15 protein-coding genes are annotated in these 21,332 nt (G+C 30.7%); 10 read left to right on the top strand and 5 right to left on the bottom strand.

Annotated elements, in window-relative coordinates:
• Positions 1-103 precede the first annotated feature (103 nt).
• The 4 genes from EOV51_RS08970 (at position 104) to EOV51_RS08955 (ending at position 5,364) form a co-directional block, all read left to right on the top strand.
• Positions 104-1,213, top strand: coding sequence for a GntR family transcriptional regulator (locus EOV51_RS08970; RefSeq protein ID WP_128151980.1), 1,110 nt, complete (start codon positions 104-106; stop codon positions 1,211-1,213).
• A 303-nt stretch (positions 1,214-1,516) separates the two neighbouring features.
• A complete protein-coding gene (locus EOV51_RS08965; RefSeq protein ID WP_128151978.1) occupies positions 1,517-2,932 on the top strand; it encodes a sedoheptulokinase in 1,416 nt (471 codons plus the stop codon).
• Positions 2,933-3,022: 90 nt separating this feature from the next.
• Positions 3,023-4,426: a PTS galactitol transporter subunit IIC gene (locus EOV51_RS08960; protein ID WP_128151976.1), complete on the top strand. Its 1,404-nt coding sequence runs from the start codon at positions 3,023-3,025 to the stop codon at positions 4,424-4,426.
• Positions 4,427-4,473: 47 nt separating this feature from the next.
• Positions 4,474-5,364 (top strand): D-psicose 3-epimerase, encoded by an 891-nt coding sequence (locus tag EOV51_RS08955; RefSeq protein WP_228427610.1) that lies wholly within the window; start codon positions 4,474-4,476, stop codon positions 5,362-5,364.
• Between the two features lie 146 nt (positions 5,365-5,510).
• Here the strand turns inward: EOV51_RS08955 and EOV51_RS08950 are convergent, their stop codons facing one another.
• Positions 5,511-6,017: a hypothetical protein gene (locus EOV51_RS08950; protein WP_128151974.1), complete on the bottom strand. Its 507-nt coding sequence runs from the start codon at positions 6,015-6,017 to the stop codon at positions 5,511-5,513.
• A 287-nt stretch (positions 6,018-6,304) separates the two neighbouring features.
• On the opposite strand from EOV51_RS08950, the gene EOV51_RS08945 reads away from it, so the two are divergent.
• Positions 6,305-7,150, top strand: coding sequence for a DUF4349 domain-containing protein (locus tag EOV51_RS08945; RefSeq protein ID WP_128151972.1), 846 nt, complete (start codon positions 6,305-6,307; stop codon positions 7,148-7,150).
• 109 nt (positions 7,151-7,259) lie between these two features.
• On the opposite strand, the gene EOV51_RS08940 is transcribed toward EOV51_RS08945, so the two are convergent.
• Positions 7,260-8,192: a ribonuclease Z gene (locus EOV51_RS08940; protein WP_128151970.1), complete on the bottom strand. Its 933-nt coding sequence runs from the start codon at positions 8,190-8,192 to the stop codon at positions 7,260-7,262.
• Positions 8,193-8,499: 307 nt separating this feature from the next.
• Between EOV51_RS08940 and dctA the strand changes: the two genes are divergently transcribed.
• The 4 genes from dctA to EOV51_RS08920 all read left to right on the top strand — a co-directional run bounded on the left by dctA (position 8,500) and on the right by EOV51_RS08920 (position 12,166).
• Positions 8,500-9,828: a C4-dicarboxylate transporter DctA gene (dctA, locus tag EOV51_RS08935; protein WP_128151968.1), complete on the top strand. Its 1,329-nt coding sequence runs from the start codon at positions 8,500-8,502 to the stop codon at positions 9,826-9,828.
• 5 nt (positions 9,829-9,833) lie between these two features.
• Positions 9,834-10,421, top strand: coding sequence for a hypothetical protein (locus EOV51_RS08930; protein WP_128151966.1), 588 nt, complete (start codon positions 9,834-9,836; stop codon positions 10,419-10,421).
• Positions 10,422-10,607: 186 nt separating this feature from the next.
• The gene (locus EOV51_RS08925) at positions 10,608-10,991 is read left to right on the top strand and encodes a protease complex subunit PrcB family protein (protein ID WP_164875272.1); all 384 of its coding nucleotides are present in this window, start codon (positions 10,608-10,610) and stop codon (positions 10,989-10,991) included.
• Positions 10,992-11,005: 14 nt separating this feature from the next.
• Positions 11,006-12,166 carry a cysteine desulfurase family protein gene (locus EOV51_RS08920; RefSeq protein WP_128151962.1) on the top strand — a complete coding sequence of 387 codons (1,161 nt, stop codon included), beginning with the start codon at positions 11,006-11,008 and terminating at the stop codon, positions 12,164-12,166.
• Here EOV51_RS08920 and EOV51_RS08915 read toward each other — a convergent pair.
• From EOV51_RS08915 to gldJ, 3 genes are all read right to left on the bottom strand, one after another.
• Positions 12,163-14,985 carry a gluzincin family metallopeptidase gene (locus tag EOV51_RS08915; protein WP_128151960.1) on the bottom strand — a complete coding sequence of 941 codons (2,823 nt, stop codon included), beginning with the start codon at positions 14,983-14,985 and terminating at the stop codon, positions 12,163-12,165. The two genes, EOV51_RS08920 and EOV51_RS08915, sit on opposite strands and share 4 nt — an antisense overlap.
• Positions 14,986-15,002: 17 nt before the next feature.
• Positions 15,003-15,515 carry a Smr/MutS family protein gene (locus EOV51_RS08910; protein WP_128151958.1) on the bottom strand — a complete coding sequence of 171 codons (513 nt, stop codon included), beginning with the start codon at positions 15,513-15,515 and terminating at the stop codon, positions 15,003-15,005.
• Positions 15,516-15,586: 71 nt separating this feature from the next.
• Positions 15,587-17,242, bottom strand: a complete 1,656-nt coding sequence (gene gldJ / locus EOV51_RS08905) for a gliding motility lipoprotein GldJ (protein WP_128153333.1) — start codon at positions 17,240-17,242, stop codon at positions 15,587-15,589.
• 172 nt (positions 17,243-17,414) lie between these two features.
• On the opposite strand from gldJ, the gene porU reads away from it, so the two are divergent.
• Positions 17,415-21,302: a type IX secretion system sortase PorU gene (gene porU, locus EOV51_RS08900; RefSeq protein WP_128151956.1), complete on the top strand. Its 3,888-nt coding sequence runs from the start codon at positions 17,415-17,417 to the stop codon at positions 21,300-21,302.
• Positions 21,303-21,332: the final 30 nt, after the last annotated feature.

Below are 21,332 nucleotides of genomic sequence, written 5' to 3'. Positions count from 1 at the left end.
TAACATTAAATTAATTTATTACATTTATATTACATATATTTAAAAATGTAACTACATTAATAAAACACAATATATCTAACCATAGATTAAACTTGTTTTTTATATGCATAATAAACATACATCTGCCGAAATATATTCATATATAAAGGAAAGAATTTTAAACGGCATCTTTTCGAAAGATTCCTTATTACCTACAGAAACGACTCTGGCATTAAATTTTTCAGTATCCAGACCCACCATTGCTAAAGCATATAACAGGCTACAAAAAGAAGGTTACATTGAGAAAAAGAAAGGTATTGGCAGCACGGTTTTATACGAATCTAAAAAAATATACTCTTTCGGATTATTATTACCAGGTAGCGGCGAATCCGAAATTTTTTCAGCCATTAATGATCAGCTGTTACGGGTATCTGAAAAAGGAGAATTTAATTTACTTTGGGAAGGAGCAACTGCCAGCAGTGCTGATACTAGAAAAAAACATATTTTCACTTGTTGCGAACTTTACATAAATAAGAAAGTAGATGGTATTTTTTTTGCTCCTTTAGAACGCACAGCTGATGCTGTGTTAATCAACCAGCTTATATGTAAAGATATACAAAAAGCAAATATTCCTCTTGTCCTTATTGACCGAAGTATTCATAGCTATTCACAAAAAAATGACTTTGATTTAGTCGGTTTAAATAATTTTGAAGCCGGATATTTAATGGCACAGCATCTTATTGATTCCGGCTGTGAAAATGTGTACTTCTTTCACCTTCCTCATTCTGCAACCTCTGTTAAACTAAGAATTGCCGGTGTTCAAAAAGCTTTATCTGATCATAAAATATTTTTTTGCGAAGAGCAGATTCTTTGTGCAAATCCTTTTGATTTAAAAATTATTGAACAAATTAAAATTACAAATGGAAAAACAGGAGTAATCTGCGCAAACGATGTTACTGCTGCCGCGCTAATGTCTAGTCTTGAACAATTACATTTAGTTATCACTAAAGATCTTGTAATTTGCGGATTTGATGATATGAAATATTCCAGTCAGCTTAAATATCCTTTGACTACTTACTCTCAACCCAGTGAAGATATAGCTAACGTCAGTATTGAACTAATGATGAGACGATTGAAAAATAAAAATTGCCCTCCTGTTACTGTTTCTTTATCCGGAGAATTGATCATACGAAATTCGAGTATATTTATTAAAAAAGATACCATAACACCATAATTTTTATTTAGATTTCTTAAACAACCTACACTTTGCATCTGAAGATATAAAAGATATTGCTATCCGGTAAACAATAATTTAAACCTATTAATATACAAATACATTATTATATTAACCGAAAAATATTTTATTTTTTATCATTAAAGAATAAAAATATTCATATAGAGTAATAAATAAAAAATATATAGAGAAAAATATTGATTTAAGATAAAAATAATATTACATTTGATTTACATACATCTTTATTATGTAAAAATACAAGAGGATCATGTAAACATCAATTTAAATAAAATACCTTATCTCATGAATCAAAAAGAATGTATCTTAGGTATAGATTTTGGAACAACTTCTCTCTCTATTGTTCTTCTTAATGTAGTTTCTGTTAAAATTGAAAAAGTATATAACTACAATACAGATGCATATATTAAGTATGAAGATTCTTCAATTAAAGAACAATCACTTGAAAAAATTGCTTTTTGGTTTGATAAAGTTATTAATATCATACAATCCAAACCTGAATATAAAATTGTTGCTTTTGGCTTTACCGGACAAATGCACGGTATAATCGGACTGGATAGTAATGGTAATGCTGTTACAAATTTGGTCACCTGGCAAGATAAGTCTTGTGAAAAACTTACAGTAAATAATCAAAATATACTTGAGAGAATACGATTTCTTACCGGTGATAATACTTTAGTTTGCGGATATGGAATAGTTACCTTATTTAAATGGCTAAAATATGAACACCGTGTTGATATTGAAAGTTTTTGCACGCTTCCGGATTATTTCGCTAAAAAATTAACCGGCAATAAAAAGAGTGTACGAATGTCACCTAGTATGGCTCATAGTATTGGTTTATTTAATATTGAAACAAACGAATGGAATAAGATATTAATTGAAAAAGCAGGTTTAGAAAATTTAAGTTTTCCAATTATAGAAGAAACCGAATCAATTATTGGATATATGAATTCAGCTCCGGTAGTTTGTCCGATAGGAGATAATCAAGCCAGTTTTTCTGGCAGCATAATCGATAAGAATAAAACAGTTCTGCTGAATGTGGGAACCGGTGCCCAACTTTCATTTTTAGTAGAAAAAAAAGATCATGTACTTTATAAAAAATATATTGATGGCCTGGAAACCCAGCTAAGACCTTACAGTGAAAAATTTTATCTGCTAGCCACAAGTTTTGTGAATGGTGGAAACGTTTATAAATCTCTTTTCAATTTTTTTAAAAATGTTGGCTATACTTTATTGGGTATTGAAAATTTTGATGATTTATCTATCTGGAACAACATGATGAAGGCTGGAACATCTGTTATTAATTCATCTTGTCCGGTACAAGTATCTCCTTTTTTAGAAGGTCAACGTAAAAATCCAGATATAGGAGCCTCTATTTCAAATTTACGTTCTAACAATTTTGATGCTCCACATTTAATTTATGGTTTTTTGGAAGGTATGGCTTTATATTATAAAACAGGATTTTTTCCTGAATTTAAAAATGAAATAAACTATATATGTGGGAGTGGTAACGGCCTTAAAAAAAATGAACTGTATTGTAAAATTATTGAAACTGTATTTGAATATCCTTTGCACCTCACGTCCTATAATGAAGAGGCAGCGGTTGGTGCTGCTATACATGCAGGTATAAAATCAGGTATAATAAAAATTAGTGATTATGAATTTATGAGTACTCTTTCTGAAAATTCCAAATATGACTAATAACTGCTTTTGACCAATAAGTCTCATATTCAGATACGGATTAGTGAAAAATTATTTTTTACATAAATAAAATTTAAAACCTTTATATCTATGGAACTTTTTATTGATTATATAAACCGGAGTTTTGTTTTTTTTATAGGACTTGGTGCATCTGCCATGATGTTTTTTATTATTACTCTTCTGTCTTTAGTGATGAAAGTAAATTTATCAAAATCTTTAGAAGGGGGCTTAAGAATGGCTATTGCTTTGACGGGTATGGGAGCTATTATATCACTTTTAACCAGTCAATTTGGCCCTGCTTTAAATTTGTTTGTGGAACGAACAGGTTCCAGCCTTGTTATCAATGATTTAGGGTGGGCTGTTTTAGCACTTATTACCTGGAGTTCAGTATATACATTGTTATTTGTTTTTGTCTGCCTGATTGTTAATTTGGTCATGATTCTATTAAAAAAAACCAATACATTGAATGTTGATTTATTTAATATCTGGCATTTATCCATTTTGGGACTTATTATTGACTTTTATTCGGGTTATATTTTTATTTCTATACTATTTGTTGCGTTCATTTATGTACTCATGCTAAAAAATGCCGATGTTATGAAGCCTAGACTCAATTCAGTATTGAATTACGATTCCAAAAACATCACTACTACTGCTCATCCGGCATTTTTATTTAACCCTATCGTTTTAATCTTTAACAAAATAATTGATAGACTTTTACCATCTATTGATAAACTTGATTTTAATGCAGATACTCTAAATCAAAAGATAGGTTTTTGGGGAAGTAAATTTGCTATAGGTACTTATCTTGGTATCTTCGTTGGCTTACTTAGTAACTCTTCTTTACAAGAAATGTTAGCTTTGTCTTTTATCGGCGGGGTTTGCATAGAATTATTCGGTATTGTAGGCAGCTGGTTCGGACCTGCTATTGAGCCTCTTTCGCAAGGTGTTACCCGTACAATGACACAAAAGTTCGGAGGAAGAAAATTATATATTGGTATTGATTGGGCCATTGTAGGAACCCGTGCTGAAATATGGGCCACAGCTAATATTTTAGCTCCTTTTTTAATTGTTATTGCTTTATTTTTGCGAGGTAACCAGACACTACCTCTGGGGGGAATCATTATGACCTGCCTGGTTCCATCTTTATTACTTATTACACAAGGGAAAATTATTAGAATGACTCTGATTGGTATAATTTCTATTCCTTTGTATTTATGGGCCGCTACAGAAATTGCTGAATTCACTACACAGACCTCTCTCTCTTTAGGAACCTATCCATCCGGACTGCCAGATAATTCTTTATTCACTTCTATTGAAGCTATCCCTATTGAAAAATTAATAGCTCTATGGATAGGTCGAACGGCTGCACAACCTACATATTTATCACTTATTATGATTGCAGGAGCTTTAATTCTATATTCCTTTTTATTCCTATGGTATTTTAAAGCCATGGAAAAAGAAACGTCCGAAGAAAAAAAAGCAGTGAATTAAAAATTGAATTTCTAAACTTAGATATTAAAACTTAAAAAATTAAAATCATGAAAACAAACTCAATGACTTACGGTATCTATTTTGCGTACTGGACTAAAGAATGGAAAGCAGATTATAAATATTATATAGATAAAGTTTCAGCTATGGGATTTGACGTACTGGAAATATCCTGCGCGGCTTTTGGTAGTCAATATACCACTGATAATGAACTTTACGAGTTAAGAGATTATGCAAAAGACAAAGGAATTATTTTAACAGCCGGATACGGCCCTACAAAAGAACAAAACCTTAGTTCTTCAAATCCTTCCATAGTTGCAAATGCAAAAGAGTTTTTCAAAAACACATTAATTAAACTCAATAAATTAGATGTAAAGCACTTAGGTGGAGGTTTATATTCATATTGGCCGGTAGATTATTCAAACCCTATTGATAAGCCCGGGGACTGGAAAAGATCGGTTTCAGAAGTCAAAGAAATTGCATCTATTGCCGCCGATAATAATGTAATTTTAGGCATGGAAGTTCTAAATCGTTTTGAAGGCTATCTTCTTAATACTTGTGCAGAGGCTTTGGAATTTGTAGAGCAGGTAAATAGTCCCAATGTAAAAATTATGCTGGATACATTCCATATGAATATTGAAGAGGACAACATTGGTGATGCCATACGTATGGCTGGAAATAAATTATCTCATTTACATATCGGTGAACAAAACCGAAAAGTTCCAGGAAAAGGAAGTCTGCCCTGGTATGAAATCGGCAGTGCACTAAGGGACATTGATTTTAGCGGCTCTGTAGTCATGGAACCTTTCGTAATGCCGGGCGGCACTATTGGTTCAGAAATTAAAGTATGGAGAAATCTTGTTGATGATGTAAGTGAAAATTCTTTGGATAAAGATGCCAAAGGGGCTCTTGATTTTGTCAAACATGTTTTTACCAAGTAAAATCAAAAATCAGCTGACATATTTATACTCAAACAAAGTCATCAAAAATTTGATGACTTTGTTATAGCTTATAATAAAATTTTATTTTTTATACAATTCTATACTCAGAACTGATGAATAAGTTAATAGTATTTTCTTTTATAATTCTATGAAATATTCTTTAATTTTCTGTCTTTAAGTTCTTTTGCAATTTCTCTTATCACGCCGATTAATGTTAGCATTCCAAAAATACCCCAGCCGATAGCCCAATATAAATCTTTATTTGATGAGTTTTTTTCTTTTTCTGCTTTCAAATCTTCTTCAGGTGTTGCTGTATTAAATTTTGGGTCTGTTTTTAAATAATAAACTTTTAAATGAAGAGATTCAGGAAGCTGATATAAAGTCCTTTTCCCTTCATATTTGGTATTATTTACCGTGAAAAAGTAATTAAAATCATACACTTTAGTCGGAATTTTCATTATTTTGATCGTCGTTTCTTTGTATTCGGGGTAATATTCTGCAGAAACTATAGAATTGTCCCTAAGTAATTTTTCATAATTGGCTATTGCCTCATTATCACCTCCCTCAATATAACTTATTGCACATGTACGACACATTGAAAAAATGAGAATTAAAATACAAATTGTTATTACTTTTTCTAGAATTTTTTTCATTTATTAATTAGAATTAAAATTAATGTTCAAAGATAAAATTAAATGTTTATTATTTTTAAATATTTTATCTTAATATTTTTACATTTAATTTTGTAAAAATTCAAAAATTGTATTCTTTATGCTAAAAAATATATAGATTTCCAACTTTTTATTTTACAAAAGAGTTTTAAATTACTGATTTTCAGTAACTGTATTTTGTAAATAAAACTACAACTATTTTATCCTTATTTGAAAAATATTTACCACTACGTCTCCTTTATCTTTGGCATAAATAAAAAGTAAACATTATGAAAACAATTTCTTTTTTAGTAGTAATCTTATTGAGTTCTATCCTATTTATACGATGTAGTAAACAAGAGAAGAAAGAACGAATTGTCGAAAATGAGATTATAGCATTTGATAGCATCTCTTCAACTACAGGCGTAAAAGATCCGAATAAAAAATTTATTCACGAATCCAATATAATAATTGAAGTAAAAGATGCTTTAAAATCAACATTAGCTATCGAAAAAAATGTAATTGCACTAGAGGGGTATATGGGTAAAAGTGAGCTAAAATCAGATATTATTTCTGAAAGTATAACTCCAATATCAAAAGATAGTGCCCGAGAAACCAAAGTATATTCTGTAGTAAGTTATATGGAAATAAGAGTACCTCAAAAGAATCTGAACTCTTTTCTTCTCACTTTAAATCAAGAAATTGGTTTTATAACCTCCCGTAATCTCGAGATATTTGATGTTTCGATTAATAATAAGTTATTAAATGATCAAAACATAGATTCTGTCTCTAGCATAAACGATTTAACTAACAATAAAACAACTTCTAACAAAGCATCAAAGTATCAAGACATTAAAAAAGAATTATTAAATAACAAAATAAAATTTGCTACAGTAACTATAACTTTGCAAGAAAAAGAAAGTATAAAAAATACTCTTATCCCAAACACTAAAAATTATAAGACTAATTCAGATTCAAACTTCGGATATCAATTAAAAACCTCTTTTCTCAGGGGTAGTTACATGTTTGAAAAAATGGTGACATTTTTATGCAGTTTATGGCCTTTATGGCTTCTACTTCTGTCCGGTTATTTTTTATACAGGAAATACAAAACTAAAAAATCAAATTCCAACTAAAACATCATAATTTTGATTATACACATATAACTAATAAAAATTCAGGGAGATATAAAATTTATATTCCTGAATTTTTATTTATATACTATCTACAATAAACTTTTTTGCATTATTCTAATATGTTACATATATCTTTAAAATCAAATGTTTTCAGTTCTTCAGGCAACCATGTATTTGGAAAAACAGAGCAAGCTTCATCTCTAAAAACGGAAAGTTCAGTATACCTGTTTGAGAAATGACCTAAAATCAAATTTTTAACATGAGCATTTTTAGCTATTGTCGCCGCCTGTAAAGAGGTGCTATGACCAGTTTTATATGCTAAATCTTCCAAATCTCCTAAAAAAGTAGATTCATGATACAGAACATCTGTTCCTTCAATTATTGGAACAACGTTCATATTAAACATAGTATCTGAACAATAAGCATAACTGTACGAATGCTTTGGAGGTAATGTCAAATTTTCGTTTTTAATTACTTTTCCTTCTTCAGAAACAAAATCTTTACCCATCTTCAGGTTTTGATAATCACAAATTTGAATTTCCGGATACTGTTCTATAACTTCCATGTTAAGTCTTCTCAAACGAGTTTTTTCTTTGAATAAGAATCCATTAGTATAAATTCTGTGATATAAAGGTATGGTATAAATCATGACCTTCTCATCCTCATATATCAATTCACTTTGTGTTGAAGTTAATTCTATAAAATTTAAAGAATAGCTCTTATGGCTTTCGGTTAATCTTAACTGCGTTTCAATTAATTCTTTAATTCCTTTAGGACCATAAATATTCATCGCTTTTTTTCTTCCAAGTAAATTAAAAGATGAAATAAGTCCTATGAGTCCAAATACATGATCTCCATGAAGATGGGATATGAAAATATGGTCTATTTTTGAAAACTTAGCTTGAGCTTTCCTTAACTGGACCTGAGTTCCTTCTCCACAATCAATTAAAAAATGTCGGTTACGGGTAACTAATAATTGCGATGTGGGATGCGAACGAACAGTCGGAATTGCTGAATTAAATCCCAATATAGTAAGTTTCATGGTTAATTATTTATAATCAAAATTATTAAATGATTTTATCAACTTATAAATTTACATTATTTTTTTCATTTTTGACCTTTATTCTACTTTAGCTTACTTATTTTAATGGTAATATGGTTGAAAATTGATTGCATTTTTATAGCTAATAACAAAAAATATTCTTTCATAGCCTAATCATAGCTATAAATAATAAACTATAAATCAATAATTTAAAAAACAATGAAGTTTTTTTTAATTAAAATGTAATAAATTTTAATTAAAGTATCCTAAAAATTTATACATTCCAACGAAATAAAATAACACAGGAATGAAAATATTTAAAAGCCTCTATGTCCAGGTAATCGTTGCTATTATCATTGGTATAGTATTAGGGTATTATTATCCCAGCTATACTGTTCAGATTGATCCTATTAACGATGTAAATGCCCATATACCTGGACTTGCTGAAAAATTAAATCCTTTAGCACAAGGATTTATCAAACTAATTAAAATGGTAGTCGGTCCTTTAATTTTCTGTACTATAGTTTTAGGTATTGCAGGAATGGAAGATATCAAGAAAGTGGGCAAAGTTGGTGCTACTGCTATTATTTACTTTGAAGTATTAACCACTATAGCCCTAATTATAGGTCTTGTTTTTGTAAACATTCTTAAGCCCGGAGACGGAATGCATGTAAATGCTGCCTCACTTGACTCTTCTTCCGTTGGTAAATACATTGAGCAAAGTAAAAGTGAAGATAATAGTACCATTAATTTTTTGCTCGACATGATACCGGAAAATGTTATCGCTTCCATAGCCTCCAATAATCTGTTACAGGTTTTGGTATTTGCTGTATTATTTGGAATTGCCCTTACTAAAATTGGTCCTAAGGCATCTCAGCCCGTTTTGAATGTTATGCAGTCTTTTCTTGATGGATTATTTACTATTATTAAAATCATAATGTATTTAGCTCCTTTAGGTGCCATGGGAGCTATGGGATATACTATTGGCAGATATGGATTAAGTTCTCTGGTGAATCTCGGCATGCTAATGGTCAGCTTTTATGCAACCTGTATAATTTTTATATTTTTAGTTATCGGCGGAGTCTTATATTATAATAAATTCAGCATATTTAAACTTTTAAAATATATCAAAGAAGAATTATTAATAGTATTAGGTACTTCTTCTTCTGAATCTGCCCTGCCCGGGGTTATGAAAAAGCTTGAAAATATGGGATGTTCCAAATCAGTTGTTGGCTTAGTAATCCCTACCGGATATTCTTTTAATCTTGATGGAACCTGTATTTATTTGACTATGGCAGCTGTATTTATTTCTCAGGCTCTGGATATGCATTTAGGCATAGAACAGGAAATTACCTTGTTACTTGTCCTGTTGTTAACATCTAAAGGTGCTGCTGCTGTTACCGGAGGAGGCTTTATTACATTAGCTGCAACCCTTCCGGTAGTAGGCCATGTTCCTGTTGAGGCTGTTGCTCTTATTTTTGGAATTGACCGATTTATGAGTGAAGCCAGAGCTATCACTAATCTAATTGGAAACTCCGCTGCCACTATTGTAGTTGCCAAGTGGGAAAAAGAAATTGATCTGGAACGGGCTCATGATGTCTTAGACGGTAAAATAATTACTGAAAATTTAAATTAAAAAAAATGAAAAAATTAACCATACTTATATTTACTATTATTCTGTCTGTTCTAACTTTATCCAGCTGCTCAAAAGCTCCTGATAAAAAAGATCTTACTATTATATTAAAAGATGAACTCCAAAAAAAGGCATTTGTAAGTAGTGATATTTTTAAAAAATTTCCCGCTTCTGTGAAAGACAGTATTTTTAGCATCAAGAAAAATAAAAAAATGTTTGATGCTTTAATCAAAATGGGTATTATGGAAAAAAATGATACTATTTACTACCTTACCAAAGCAGGAAAACGTCTACATGATGAAAAGACATCCAGTATGTTTTTTGTTGGTAGTTACGAAATATTAGAAATTAAGGATGTACAGACAACAGATAAAGGATGGGCTATGACTCTTCTAATTGCTCCAAAAGAATTACAGGCATGGATTAATGATCCTGCAATCATTGAAGATTTAAAACCTATAAAAGTTTCTGATTATATTGACCCGCAAGAACAAAAAATAGAGATTGTCAGAGCTGTCAATAAAAAAGATCCTGCAGATAAACGCTTTTATAAGCTTATAATTAAAAATAAATTAAATCAATCATTTACTTTTTAATTGATTATAAAGACTTTTAATAAAAGTTACATTTTTAAAACAGTTATACCATTATTTAGATTTCCACATTCATTTAAAGATATTTTTTATCTTTGTGATGTGGAAATCTTTACAATGAAAAAGGTAGTTTTTTTATTTTTAACTTTTTTTACCGTTATTTTTGTAAGTAACTGTAAATCCAATAATATGAACTCGGAACCTAAATTTGAATACACAATAATTGATTCCGGAGATTATGGAGATATTTCTGAATATTCAGAAACTGTAATCAGTGATAAAAGCAAATATGACGCTCTATTTACGCGATTAAAACAAAATCAATACCCTATTGAATATCCTGAATTTAATCCTGATAAAAGTTATATTTTTATCACCTTCGGTAAGCAGAATAGCGGAGGACTAGATTTTCAACTTGAAAAAGTAGAACCTAAAGAGGGTAAAATTGTAGTAACTTTGCATTCTAAAAGTTTTAATGGACCTACTATAAGTACTATGGCCATTGCCCTTCCTTATATGGTCATAGAAATTAATAAAACACTAAGCACTGAGTTGCTTATTTTAAAACAGTAATAAGACTTAATCAGATGAAAAAGATATATTTGGATAGTGCCGCCTCAACTATTATAGATCATCGTGTAATTGATGCTATGACAGAATCTCTCAAAGATGATTTTGGAAACCCATCATCCATTCACAGCTTTGGGCAGGAAGGTAAATCCAAAATTGAATCAGTACGAAAATTTATAGCCAGAAGTTTAGGAGTATCTTCAGGTGAAATTATTTTTACATCCTGCGGAACAGAATCCAATAATCTTATTATACGTTCAAGTGTTGAAAATTTGGGTATTAAAAGAATCATAACTTCTCCTCTAGAACACAAGTGTGTTACAGAAACAGTACGTGATATTAAAGAAAAACACCCGGAACTGGAAATACTATTTATTCCTGTAAAAAATGCTCAAGGTGATTTAGATTTAGACTTTTTGGAAGAACTTTTACAAGACTCTGTACCGACTTTAGTCTCCATAATGCATGCAAATAATGAAGTAGGTAATTTAATTGACTTAAAAGAAGTAGCTGTTTTATGCAAAAATAACAATGCTTTATTTCATTCTGATACTGTACAAACTGTTGGACATTATCCGTTAAATTTTTCTGAAATACCTATCGATTTTGCCTCTTGCAGTGCGCATAAATTTCACGGTCCTAAAGGTGCTGGTTTTGCTTTTATAAGAAAAGCCTCTCATTTAAAGGGAATAACTACAGGTGGTGCTCAGGAAAGAAATATGCGTGCAGGAACAGAGAATATCTATGGTATTATCGGTCTTGGAAAATCTTTAGAACTAGCACTTAATGAACTTAATGAGAGAAGAAAAATTATTGAAGATCTAAAAGTATATACTCTGGAGTCCCTATCAAAAAAAATACCCGGTGTTAAATTCAACGGTTACAGCAATGTCATGGACAAAAGCATATATACTTTAATTAGTGTTTTATTACCATTTCCGAATACTATGGTCGGATTTCAACTTGACATGAAAGGTATAGCGGTCTCTCAAGGCAGTGCCTGTGCCTCAGGAGCAGCCAAACCGTCCAATACTATGCTTCAGTTATATTCTTTGGAAGACTTAAAGGATACAACCACATTAAGAATTTCTTTTAGTCATTACAACACGAAAGAAGAAATTGATGAATTAATAGCTGTTTTAGTAGATATATACGAAAAATCAACGGTTACTTCTTAATACCAACCTCTTCTAAAATGGCTGATAGCTGCCTGTAAGTTAAGGTTAAATGTAAATCTGATATGAGATAAATATTTATCTTTACCAGGTTCAAATCCTAATGTTGATTGTATTGGGAAATATAACTCAAGAAAATCAGGTATAATTTTTAATTTAACACCTGTATCATATACAAAACGATTGGATTTTCCCATCCCTTGATATACACCTACATCAGCATATAAATCAAAAGGTTTCCATAGATGTATTTCACCGTTTATAGCTGTTATCCATTTACTGGCAGATTTATCGACCATTGATTTAAATCCTCCTTCAGCCATAATATATTGCTGATATAGCAAACCACTGGTAGCTGACCTTCCCAAATAGTCTACATAATTAAAACTATAATCTGTTATATGGTCAATACCAAAATCAAAATAAGTTGAATTGGATTTGTTATTTAAAAAATATCCTCCGAAAAATCTTAGAGTTATTTTTTTATTGGGTGCATATTCATGACGGTAATAAATCTCTGAACTAACTTTATTAAATAAATTCGAATGTTGAAAATCTAATTTACCAGACCATTCATTTATTACTTTTTTATCTGAATAAGTATACGAAATATCTAGTAAATTATATTGTGAATAATCGTTAGAATTTGTAAATTTATTGGGATTTCTTTCTCTATCAACACTATTAAAAGATAAACCTATTACCTGATTAATTTCAGAACGGGGCCTTTTTTTAAATATCAGTCCTAAACCTGCAGAATATTTTTTATATGATAAATTTTTATCGTAATGATAATAATTATATCCCGAACTTAGTGCAATTCTACGGAACAAACCTTTTTCCATGTCATAATTATAATTAAATACAGCGCTCCCTGTTAAGCTATTGGTTCCTGTTGAATAGGTAGGAGCAATTGAATACTCAAAAGGTCTGGAAAAAGGAGAGCGATTGTAAAAACGTAACCCAATTATAAATTTATCATAATCATTCCATTTAAGTTTCGGCTCGTAAAATATTTGATTATAATTTGGGTTATCAACATCAGCATAGAATTTCATTTGTATCCGTTTTCGGTTTTTGAAAACTCCTTCCGTATTCAAAATATTATCATTGTCATTAATTTCGGGGAATAAATAGTTCCTGTTTATAGATAACTGATTGTAATTTCCTTTAGGAAAAGTATATAATGAATCTTTTTGGGTAGAAAAAATCCATTTCTGATTCACAACTTCTCCTTTTTTTTCTCCACTAATTAAAATAGGCACAGGCAATGCTGTTTTATTTTTAATTTTTATATCAATACTATCTTCATTCTTGGAATGAAATTTTAAGATTTTGAAATTTATCCTGTCATTTGTATTAATATAATTTTGAAAAAACCAGTTTAAATCTACTCCTGAATTCTTTTCTAACGTATTCCTTAAATCTTCAGGTTGCCACTTTTGTCCGATTTTTTCATCTATTAATTGTCTTACTGAACTTTGAAAATTATCATCATTTAAATACTCAGATAAAAAATTAAAACTTAGCCCTGTCTTAAAACCACTAATGATAAACTGATTTATGTTACTAAGTTCAAGGTATTTTTCATTGATAGGCTGATCATAATTTTGAGTAGCTATGTATCGATAACCTAACTTATACCTGTCAGTTAATGGTACTTTAGAAATAAAAAAATATTTTAATGGTTTTATGCTAAATATTTTAAACTTATCAGGTAAATCTCCTAATAATTTAGTGTCATTATAATATGTTTTTAAATATTGAAGTTGATAATAGGTAAGTAGCCCATTAGGTATCCAATGATTTAAATTTTTATCTACATTTATTTTAGAATTTATTACTTCGTAAGCTATTTGCTGAAACAATTTTAAATCACTTTTAATTTCATCCGAAAACAAAGCCCATTCTTTTATTCCAAATAAATCAACATCATCGATTCCTATAAAATTTTGATTTTTTTTAACTTTTGAAGATATGAATATTTTTGAAGGTAATTGTCCCAGATTATCATTTAAAAAATTAAGTTCTCTTTCTATATTCTTTTTATATATTGAATATAATTTTTCCTCTACTTTATACCCCAGAACAACTTCAGTTTTTTTCCCCTTAATCTCAAAGTTGAATGAAACCGGAGGTATTTTGGAAATGAATAGGGTAATAGCCGTATTATTTTCTCCAGCTAAGTGATTATCTGATGTCTTAATTAAGTCAGAATTTATAGTGAATCCCTCAGGAAATAAAATAGAAACTTCATATTTTGTATTTCTGTAAGGATTAAACTCAGTGTCAGTATATGCTTCTAAGAGAGGTTTACCTTTAACAAAATCCAAAGGTTGGAGAAAAAAATATTTTAACAAATAATTATTTTCTGGAGAATATCCATATCCTGATATTTTATCACTTGGAATTTTAATTGTATATTTTAGATCTAATTGTACAGAATCATTAGGTAACAAAGGCTCCAAAAGGTATATTTCGTAAAATTCCAAATCACGAAGAATAAAAGGGGCTGGTTTTTCTGCAAAATTTATTTGTAAATCGTTTATTTTTCCTCTGTCCTTAAATTTAGAAAAATACAGTGATTTATTTCTGTCTTCCAGTTTTCTTTTTCCTAAAACTGTGTTATTTCCGGAATATGAATTAGCTACTGCATGAAGGTATATTGAATTTAAAATAGTACCTGTATTATTAATAAAAATGATTTTCTGATTTACACCTAAACTATTGGAAATAGTATCTAAACTTGCCTGTATTGAACTATAATCCTTCTGTGCAAAGCATAATATCGGTACAAACAGAAAAAATAAAATCTTTTTCATTTTTATAATTATTCTGATTAATAAAATCTGATTTCAACGGCTCCAAAACGATACTTCATAATATCTGCTTCAAAAAATTCAATTCTATCCATAGTTTTAAGCATTTTATAAATTTCTTCTTTTAAAACTCCTTTTCCCTTTCCATGAATAAGAATTAATTTTTTAAGCTGATCTTTTCTTGCTCTATCAATTTCATATTTTGCAGTATTTAGTTGTTTTTGAAGCATTTGATGAGGTTGAACATTTTTTATAGAATCCATTAAATGACCAATATGTAGATCTATTTCTCTACATTCTTCTTTACTGTTGACTAATTTATTTTTAGCTTTATCCGTTTTATTTTTAGCTAAACGAATTTCAACACCTATTACAGTTTCATCTACTGATATATAAGGCAATATTTTACTCAAACTATATTCCGTTTCAAATCCATACTGATCTTCCAGGACAGCTGTTCCTTTGTGTAATTGCTTAATAACAAATACACCTTCTTCGTCTACTACCTTAACTTTATCTCCTGATTTGAACATGTCAGAGTCCTTACTAAAAAAGGCTATCTGTCAGGATAGCCTTTTTATTTATAATTTTATTTAAAATCTATTTATTTAGGAATTTTATTATTGGTTCCTCTTTTCGTCTTAGATGAAGATGATTCTTTACCTTTATGATCCTGAGCTACTCTGAATCCTACCCATACAGCTGATTCATTTTCCAACATATATCTTCTTTGTCCCGGATCTAACCAATATGCAGTGTCATTCCAAGAACCTCCTTTAATAACTCTTAAATCATTGCTGATTTGCGATGTTCTCATTTTAGAGTCTTTTTCAAGTACAACTCTTCCTTTTTTATCTACTGTCCAGTTTCTTATAGGAGAGTTATAAAAATTATATGAACCTGTTGAATCTACTCTTCCATCTCCTGCCTCTAAAGATGATTGTAAATCTCCGTCTCTGAAATTTCTTGAGTCATCAACAACCTCCGTTTCAAATTTACCGGATAAACTTTTATATATTCTTCTTCCATCAGATAAAGTATCGTATTGAATATTATCATCTTCTACCTTTTTAAATCTTCCGGCACTACCTTCTTCGTTTATAAATTGCTGATAAACATTTCCTCTATAATAGTTAAAATCATTGTAATCTGTATCAATAAGAGGTCTGTATACATCCTGTGTCCACTCAGCTACATTCCCGTACATTCCGTAAATTCCGAAAGGATTTGAAGGATAAGCCCTTACATCTGAAGTAATCGCATTTCCATCATTACCCCAACCACCAATACCGGAATAGTCTCCTTGTCCGTATTTGAAATTATCTAGGAACTGACCTCTGTTTCTTCCTTTTTTACCACGCATTTTGTTAATCATAACATCTTTACCTTCAACCAAATTGTACTGTCGGTTGTCAGCTTCTGCAAGCGCAGCATATTCCCATTCAGCTTCGGTAGGTAGTCTGAACTTTTGAACTAAATTACCCTGTGCACTTTTATTTACAGCAATTACCCGTTCATTTTTACTTGTAATACCGTTTTGTTTAGCAACTTTATCTTCATTAATAATTCCTTCTAAACCTGGGTCATTATATTTATATTTTTCTACATTAAATGAATTAGATCCGACGTTGTTGGAAGCATCATTATAGAAATCTTTAGAAATAATACCCTTATTCATCAGTTCTCTTTCGTTTGCACGGTCTGTAAGCCAGTCACAGTATCTTTGTGCCTGTAGCCAGCTAACTCCTACAACAGGATAATTATCAAACTGAGGTGCTCTGAAATAATCTTCCGAATACACATCATTTCTTGACAACTTATTTTTCCAGACCAATGTATCGGGAAGCGCACCAAAGTATATATCTTTATAATTCTGCTCGGTTGGAGAATATACATATTTCAACCAGGTAACATACATTCGGTATTCATAATTAGTAATCTCCGTTTCGCCTATAAAAAAGGATCGTACCTGCATACGGGTAGGAGTATTATTCCAATCGTGCATTACGTCATCTTTAACAAGTCCCATAGTGAAAGTTCCTCCTTCAACAAAAACCATTCCTGTCCATCCTTTTTCATTCTTCTTTTTGTTGCTGAAAAACCAACCGTTTCTATCATTAGCTTTCCATCCGGTTAGACTTGTACTATTTTTGGTACCACCACCCGGCTTGGTCCTTCCTCCACCGCCTCCACAACTTACCATAGTAAGAGAAACGGAAGATACAATTGCTAATAATAAAATGAATTTCCCTATTTTCATTGTATTTATTTTCATTATTTTAAACATGCAAAAATAATATATTATTGTGAAATTAAAAATTTTTATGTTCTAATATAGATTATTATGTAGCCTTAAACGCAAACAAAAAGAAAAATATTGTATCAGGTATTAAAATTTTTTTATTATTTTTCCGTTTATTTGAATAATTCTTATGAAAAAATACAAACATTTTCTCTCCATATTTATTCTAGTGTTTTTTTGCAGTATGTTTTTAAAAGCGCAAACCATTTATTTACAATGGGAAGGACTTAAAGAGGCGTACGATACAGAAAATAAATCAAGCAAGTTCCCCTACTTTTCCAATCATCACTATTCCTTAGAGGGAGGAATACCCACTTTAAATTATTCTGAATCTACAAATTATGTTGGTGAAATTACTCTTACTGATTTGCAATGGGTTCCTGTGAACCTTTCTGAATTGGGGGATATGCCTATATCTTCGCTCCCTAATAATGATGAGTTTGCAGCAGGCTTTAATTCAGCACGTTCAAAACGAGTACTTTCGGTATCTATTAGAACATTTAAAAAAACAGGGAATACCATTTATCAGTTAAAAAGCTTTACTATCTCTAAAGCAACACGTCTATCAACATCAAGCACTAACTATAAAATAACAGGGAGCACTGAGAGTATTTTTGAAAATGGTGATTGGTTTAAAATTAAAGTAAACAAAACAGGAATTTTTAAAATTAACCGGAATTTTTTACAATCGTTGGGTATAAATGTAAATTCCGTAAATCCTAAAACAATCAGAATTTTCGGGAATGGTGGTAAAATGCTTCCGGAACCCACTTCAAGCTTCAGATATGATAACATCCAGGAAAACGCCATTTTTGTAGCTGGAGAAGAAGACGGAGTATTTAACAATGATGATTATATTCTTTTTTATGCGCAAGGACCTGACTATTGGGATCGTTCTAATGGAAAGAATATAAAGCATAAAAAAAATATATATGAAGATTATGCATATTATTTCATAAATATTAATCAGACCCAGGGGAAAAGAATCTCATCAACTTCTTATCAAACTCCTAATTCCACACAATATACAGAATATGACGATTATCAATTTTATGAAGAAGATGCTCTGAACCTAAATGAAGTCGGCAAAATGTGGCTGGGCGAAAATTTAGGAGTACGCAATAATCTGGAACTGAATTTTCCTGTGCATGCATTAGCTCAAAGTACAATCAATTGGAGATTTTACTGGGTATCCAGAAATGGCACAAATGGCAAGGTGAATATTTTGTATAATGATTCTCAGGTTTATTCAACTACCTTAACTCCTGCTAGTAATGAATTGGACTTTTCCTTAAGAAATGTAAGTCAAATGTTAGAACCCACTAATAATCTTTTAAAGTTCACACTCAATTTTGATAATTCTTTAAATCCTTCCGCTCAGTTGTATCCTGATTACTTTGAAGTTATTTATAAACAAAAATTACAGTTCAACGGCAGCCAGATGAATTTCAGAACTCTTGACAATATTGAAAACGGAAATATTTATGGTTTTAATTTCAGTTCCGGAAATACTTTTGAAGTATGGGATGTATCTGACTATGTAAATGCCAGAAAACTCGAAAAATCGCAAGAAGGAAACAAGTATTCTTATCAATTTTCCTCTGCTACTTTTAAAAACGAATTTATCGCATTCAATCCGGATCATGCCTACACTCCTGAAACTGTAGGAAGAATGCCTAATCAGGCACTTCATTCCCTATCCGATTCCGATTACATCATAATAACAGTCCCGGAATTTATTACTCAGGCCAATCGTTTAAAAACTTTCCATAAAACGAGGAACAATCTTCAGGTTGATGTAGTAACAGTTAATCAGATATATAATGAATTTAGTTCGGGAGGACAGGACTTAGCCGGAATACGAGATTTTTTACGTTATTTATATAATAAAGATGACGGTAAGCTTAAATATGCACTTTTATTAGGCTCAGCATCTTATGATTTCAAAAATAAAACAAAAACAGGTTATAATCTGATTCCCACTTATCAAAGTTACAATAGCCGAAATCTGGAATTCTCGTTTGCTTCAGATGATTTTATAAGTATTCTTGATGATAATGAAGCCATCATGGTTGGTGAAGATGCTAACCTATCTGCCAATCAACTGGATATTGCTGTTGGAAGAATGATAGCCAAAAACGTTTCTGAAGCAACTTTATGTATTGATAAAGCGATTAAATACGATAATGGAAATGCTCCTCAGGGAACCCCTTTTGGAGACTGGAGATTGAAAACCTCTCTCATTGTTGATATTGACCGTTCCAGTTATAATTTTCACGAGACCATTGAAAATAGTATTTCTAAAAATATTTTTGAAGCAGAACATACCGAATTTACATTAAGAAAATTATATATTGATGCTTTTACAGCTGATTATACTTCCGGAGGGGCTAGATTTCCACAAGTAACCGAAGCTATTAAAAATGCCTTAAATAACGGAAACTTAATTATCAACTATTTCGGACATGGAGGCCCCTCTTCTATTTCTCAATATCGCCTTCTTGCTAAAGATGATCTTTTCAATTTATCAAATTTCACAAATGATTATTCCAGACTTCCGTTGTTTATTACTGTATCCTGCGATATTTCCGTCTGGGATAACCCCGGAATTAATTCTATAGGAGATATGTTATATTTAAAAGAAAATGGAGGAGCCGGATCTTTAATTACTACAAACCGGGCTATATATATTGACTACGGTATCAATATGAACCCGGTAATTATGAAAAATATTTTATCCAAAGACAATTCAGGTAAAAATTACGTCTCTATGGCTGAAGCTTTAAGACTTTCAAAAGCAGAAGTTCTTGATGGAGATAATCGTAAAGTAGCTTTTTTAGGAGATCCTGCACAATCGCTTGCTAAACCAAAGAGAGAAATTAAATTAACAAAAATAAATGGTATTGAAGCCGATTCTTTTTCGGGGACTTTAAGGGCATTGGATTTTATTACTCTCGAGGGAGAAGTTCTTAATGAAAGCGGTGCTATTGATACATCATTTTCAGGAAATATACAAACTACATTATTTGATAAACCTGTTGACAAAAAGACACTGAATAACTTTAACTATAGTTATTTAAATCCTCCAATGCAATATAAAGAACAAATCAATGCCATTTATAGAGGAGGATCACAAGTTAAAAACGGAATATTTAAAATTGAATTCTATATACCAAAAGATATTAATTACGAAGTAGGAAACGGCAAATTAATCTTGTATGCGGATAATTCTTTGATTGACGCTTTTAATTTTAAAAATGACATCAAAGTAGGAGATATAAATCCTGAAGGAATTAACGATAATGAAGGTCCAAAAATAAGATTACATATGAACAACCTTAATTTCGCCAACGGTGGAATTACAGACAGATCTCCTTATCTATTAGCTTGTGTAACCGATGACTCTGGAATAAATTCAACGGGACTAGGCGTTGGTCACGATATAACGGGTATTTTGGATAATAATGTAAATAATACAATAATACTAAATGAATTTTATACAGGTGGAGAAATATCTCCCTGCCTGAATCCAGATTTAAAGGATTTTCAAAAGGGGAAAGTGTGGTATAGATTATATGATTTAGAACCAGGAAATCATACAATTAAATTTAAAGTTTGGGATATAAACAATAATTCTTCAACTGCGTCGTTAGACTTTATAGTAATGGAAAATGGTGAACAGGGTTTAATCATAAAAAGATTATTGAACTGGCCCAATCCTTTTACAACTAAAACATTCTTCCATTTCGAACACAATTGCCCGGATATTCTGGAAGTTCAGGTTCAGATTTTTACAGTTTCCGGAAAACTGGTTAAAACCATAAATCAAACGGTTACATCAGAACCTTTCCATGAAGGTTATCGAACTGATAAATATGGATTAGAATGGAACGGTTTAGATGATTTTGGCGACAAAATAGGTAAAGGTGTATATATTTATCGGGTCAAAGTCAAAGGAACATCTGACATGTGTAAAGGATCAGTTTCTCAAGTAGAAAAATTGGTTATTTTGAAATAAAATTTAATTTTGCATTATTCAATTATATTA

Origin of the sequence: Apibacter raozihei, from assembly GCF_004014855.1 — a bacterium.
In the GTDB taxonomy this organism is placed as follows: domain Bacteria; phylum Bacteroidota; class Bacteroidia; order Flavobacteriales; family Weeksellaceae; genus Apibacter; species Apibacter raozihei.
Note: the sequence above shows the minus strand (reverse complement) of the source record. Positions and strands in the feature narration are given on the sequence as shown.

Excerpts from the sequence above, each read along its gene's own strand:
- EOV51_RS08955 (WP_228427610.1), top strand. The coding sequence starts at position 4,474 with ATGAAAACAAACTCAATGACTTACGGTATCTATTTTGCGTACTGGACT.
- EOV51_RS08970 (WP_128151980.1), top strand. The coding sequence starts at position 104 with ATGCATAATAAACATACATCTGCCGAAATATATTCATATATAAAGGAA.
- EOV51_RS08945 (WP_128151972.1), top strand. The coding sequence starts at position 6,305 with ATGAAAACAATTTCTTTTTTAGTAGTAATCTTATTGAGTTCTATCCTA.
- EOV51_RS08915 (WP_128151960.1), bottom strand. The coding sequence starts at position 14,985 with ATGAAAAAGATTTTATTTTTTCTGTTTGTACCGATATTATGCTTTGCA.
- EOV51_RS08925 (WP_164875272.1), top strand. The coding sequence starts at position 10,608 with ATGAACTCGGAACCTAAATTTGAATACACAATAATTGATTCCGGAGAT.
- EOV51_RS08950 (WP_128151974.1), bottom strand. The coding sequence starts at position 6,017 with ATGAAAAAAATTCTAGAAAAAGTAATAACAATTTGTATTTTAATTCTC.
- EOV51_RS08965 (WP_128151978.1), top strand. The coding sequence starts at position 1,517 with ATGAATCAAAAAGAATGTATCTTAGGTATAGATTTTGGAACAACTTCT.
- porU (WP_128151956.1), top strand. The coding sequence starts at position 17,415 with ATGAAAAAATACAAACATTTTCTCTCCATATTTATTCTAGTGTTTTTT.
- EOV51_RS08910 (WP_128151958.1), bottom strand. The coding sequence starts at position 15,515 with ATGTTCAAATCAGGAGATAAAGTTAAGGTAGTAGACGAAGAAGGTGTA.
- EOV51_RS08960 (WP_128151976.1), top strand. The coding sequence starts at position 3,023 with ATGGAACTTTTTATTGATTATATAAACCGGAGTTTTGTTTTTTTTATA.
- gldJ (WP_128153333.1), bottom strand. The coding sequence starts at position 17,242 with ATGAAAATAGGGAAATTCATTTTATTATTAGCAATTGTATCTTCCGTT.
- EOV51_RS08920 (WP_128151962.1), top strand. The coding sequence starts at position 11,006 with ATGAAAAAGATATATTTGGATAGTGCCGCCTCAACTATTATAGATCAT.
- EOV51_RS08930 (WP_128151966.1), top strand. The coding sequence starts at position 9,834 with ATGAAAAAATTAACCATACTTATATTTACTATTATTCTGTCTGTTCTA.
- EOV51_RS08940 (WP_128151970.1), bottom strand. The coding sequence starts at position 8,192 with ATGAAACTTACTATATTGGGATTTAATTCAGCAATTCCGACTGTTCGT.
- dctA (WP_128151968.1), top strand. The coding sequence starts at position 8,500 with ATGAAAATATTTAAAAGCCTCTATGTCCAGGTAATCGTTGCTATTATC.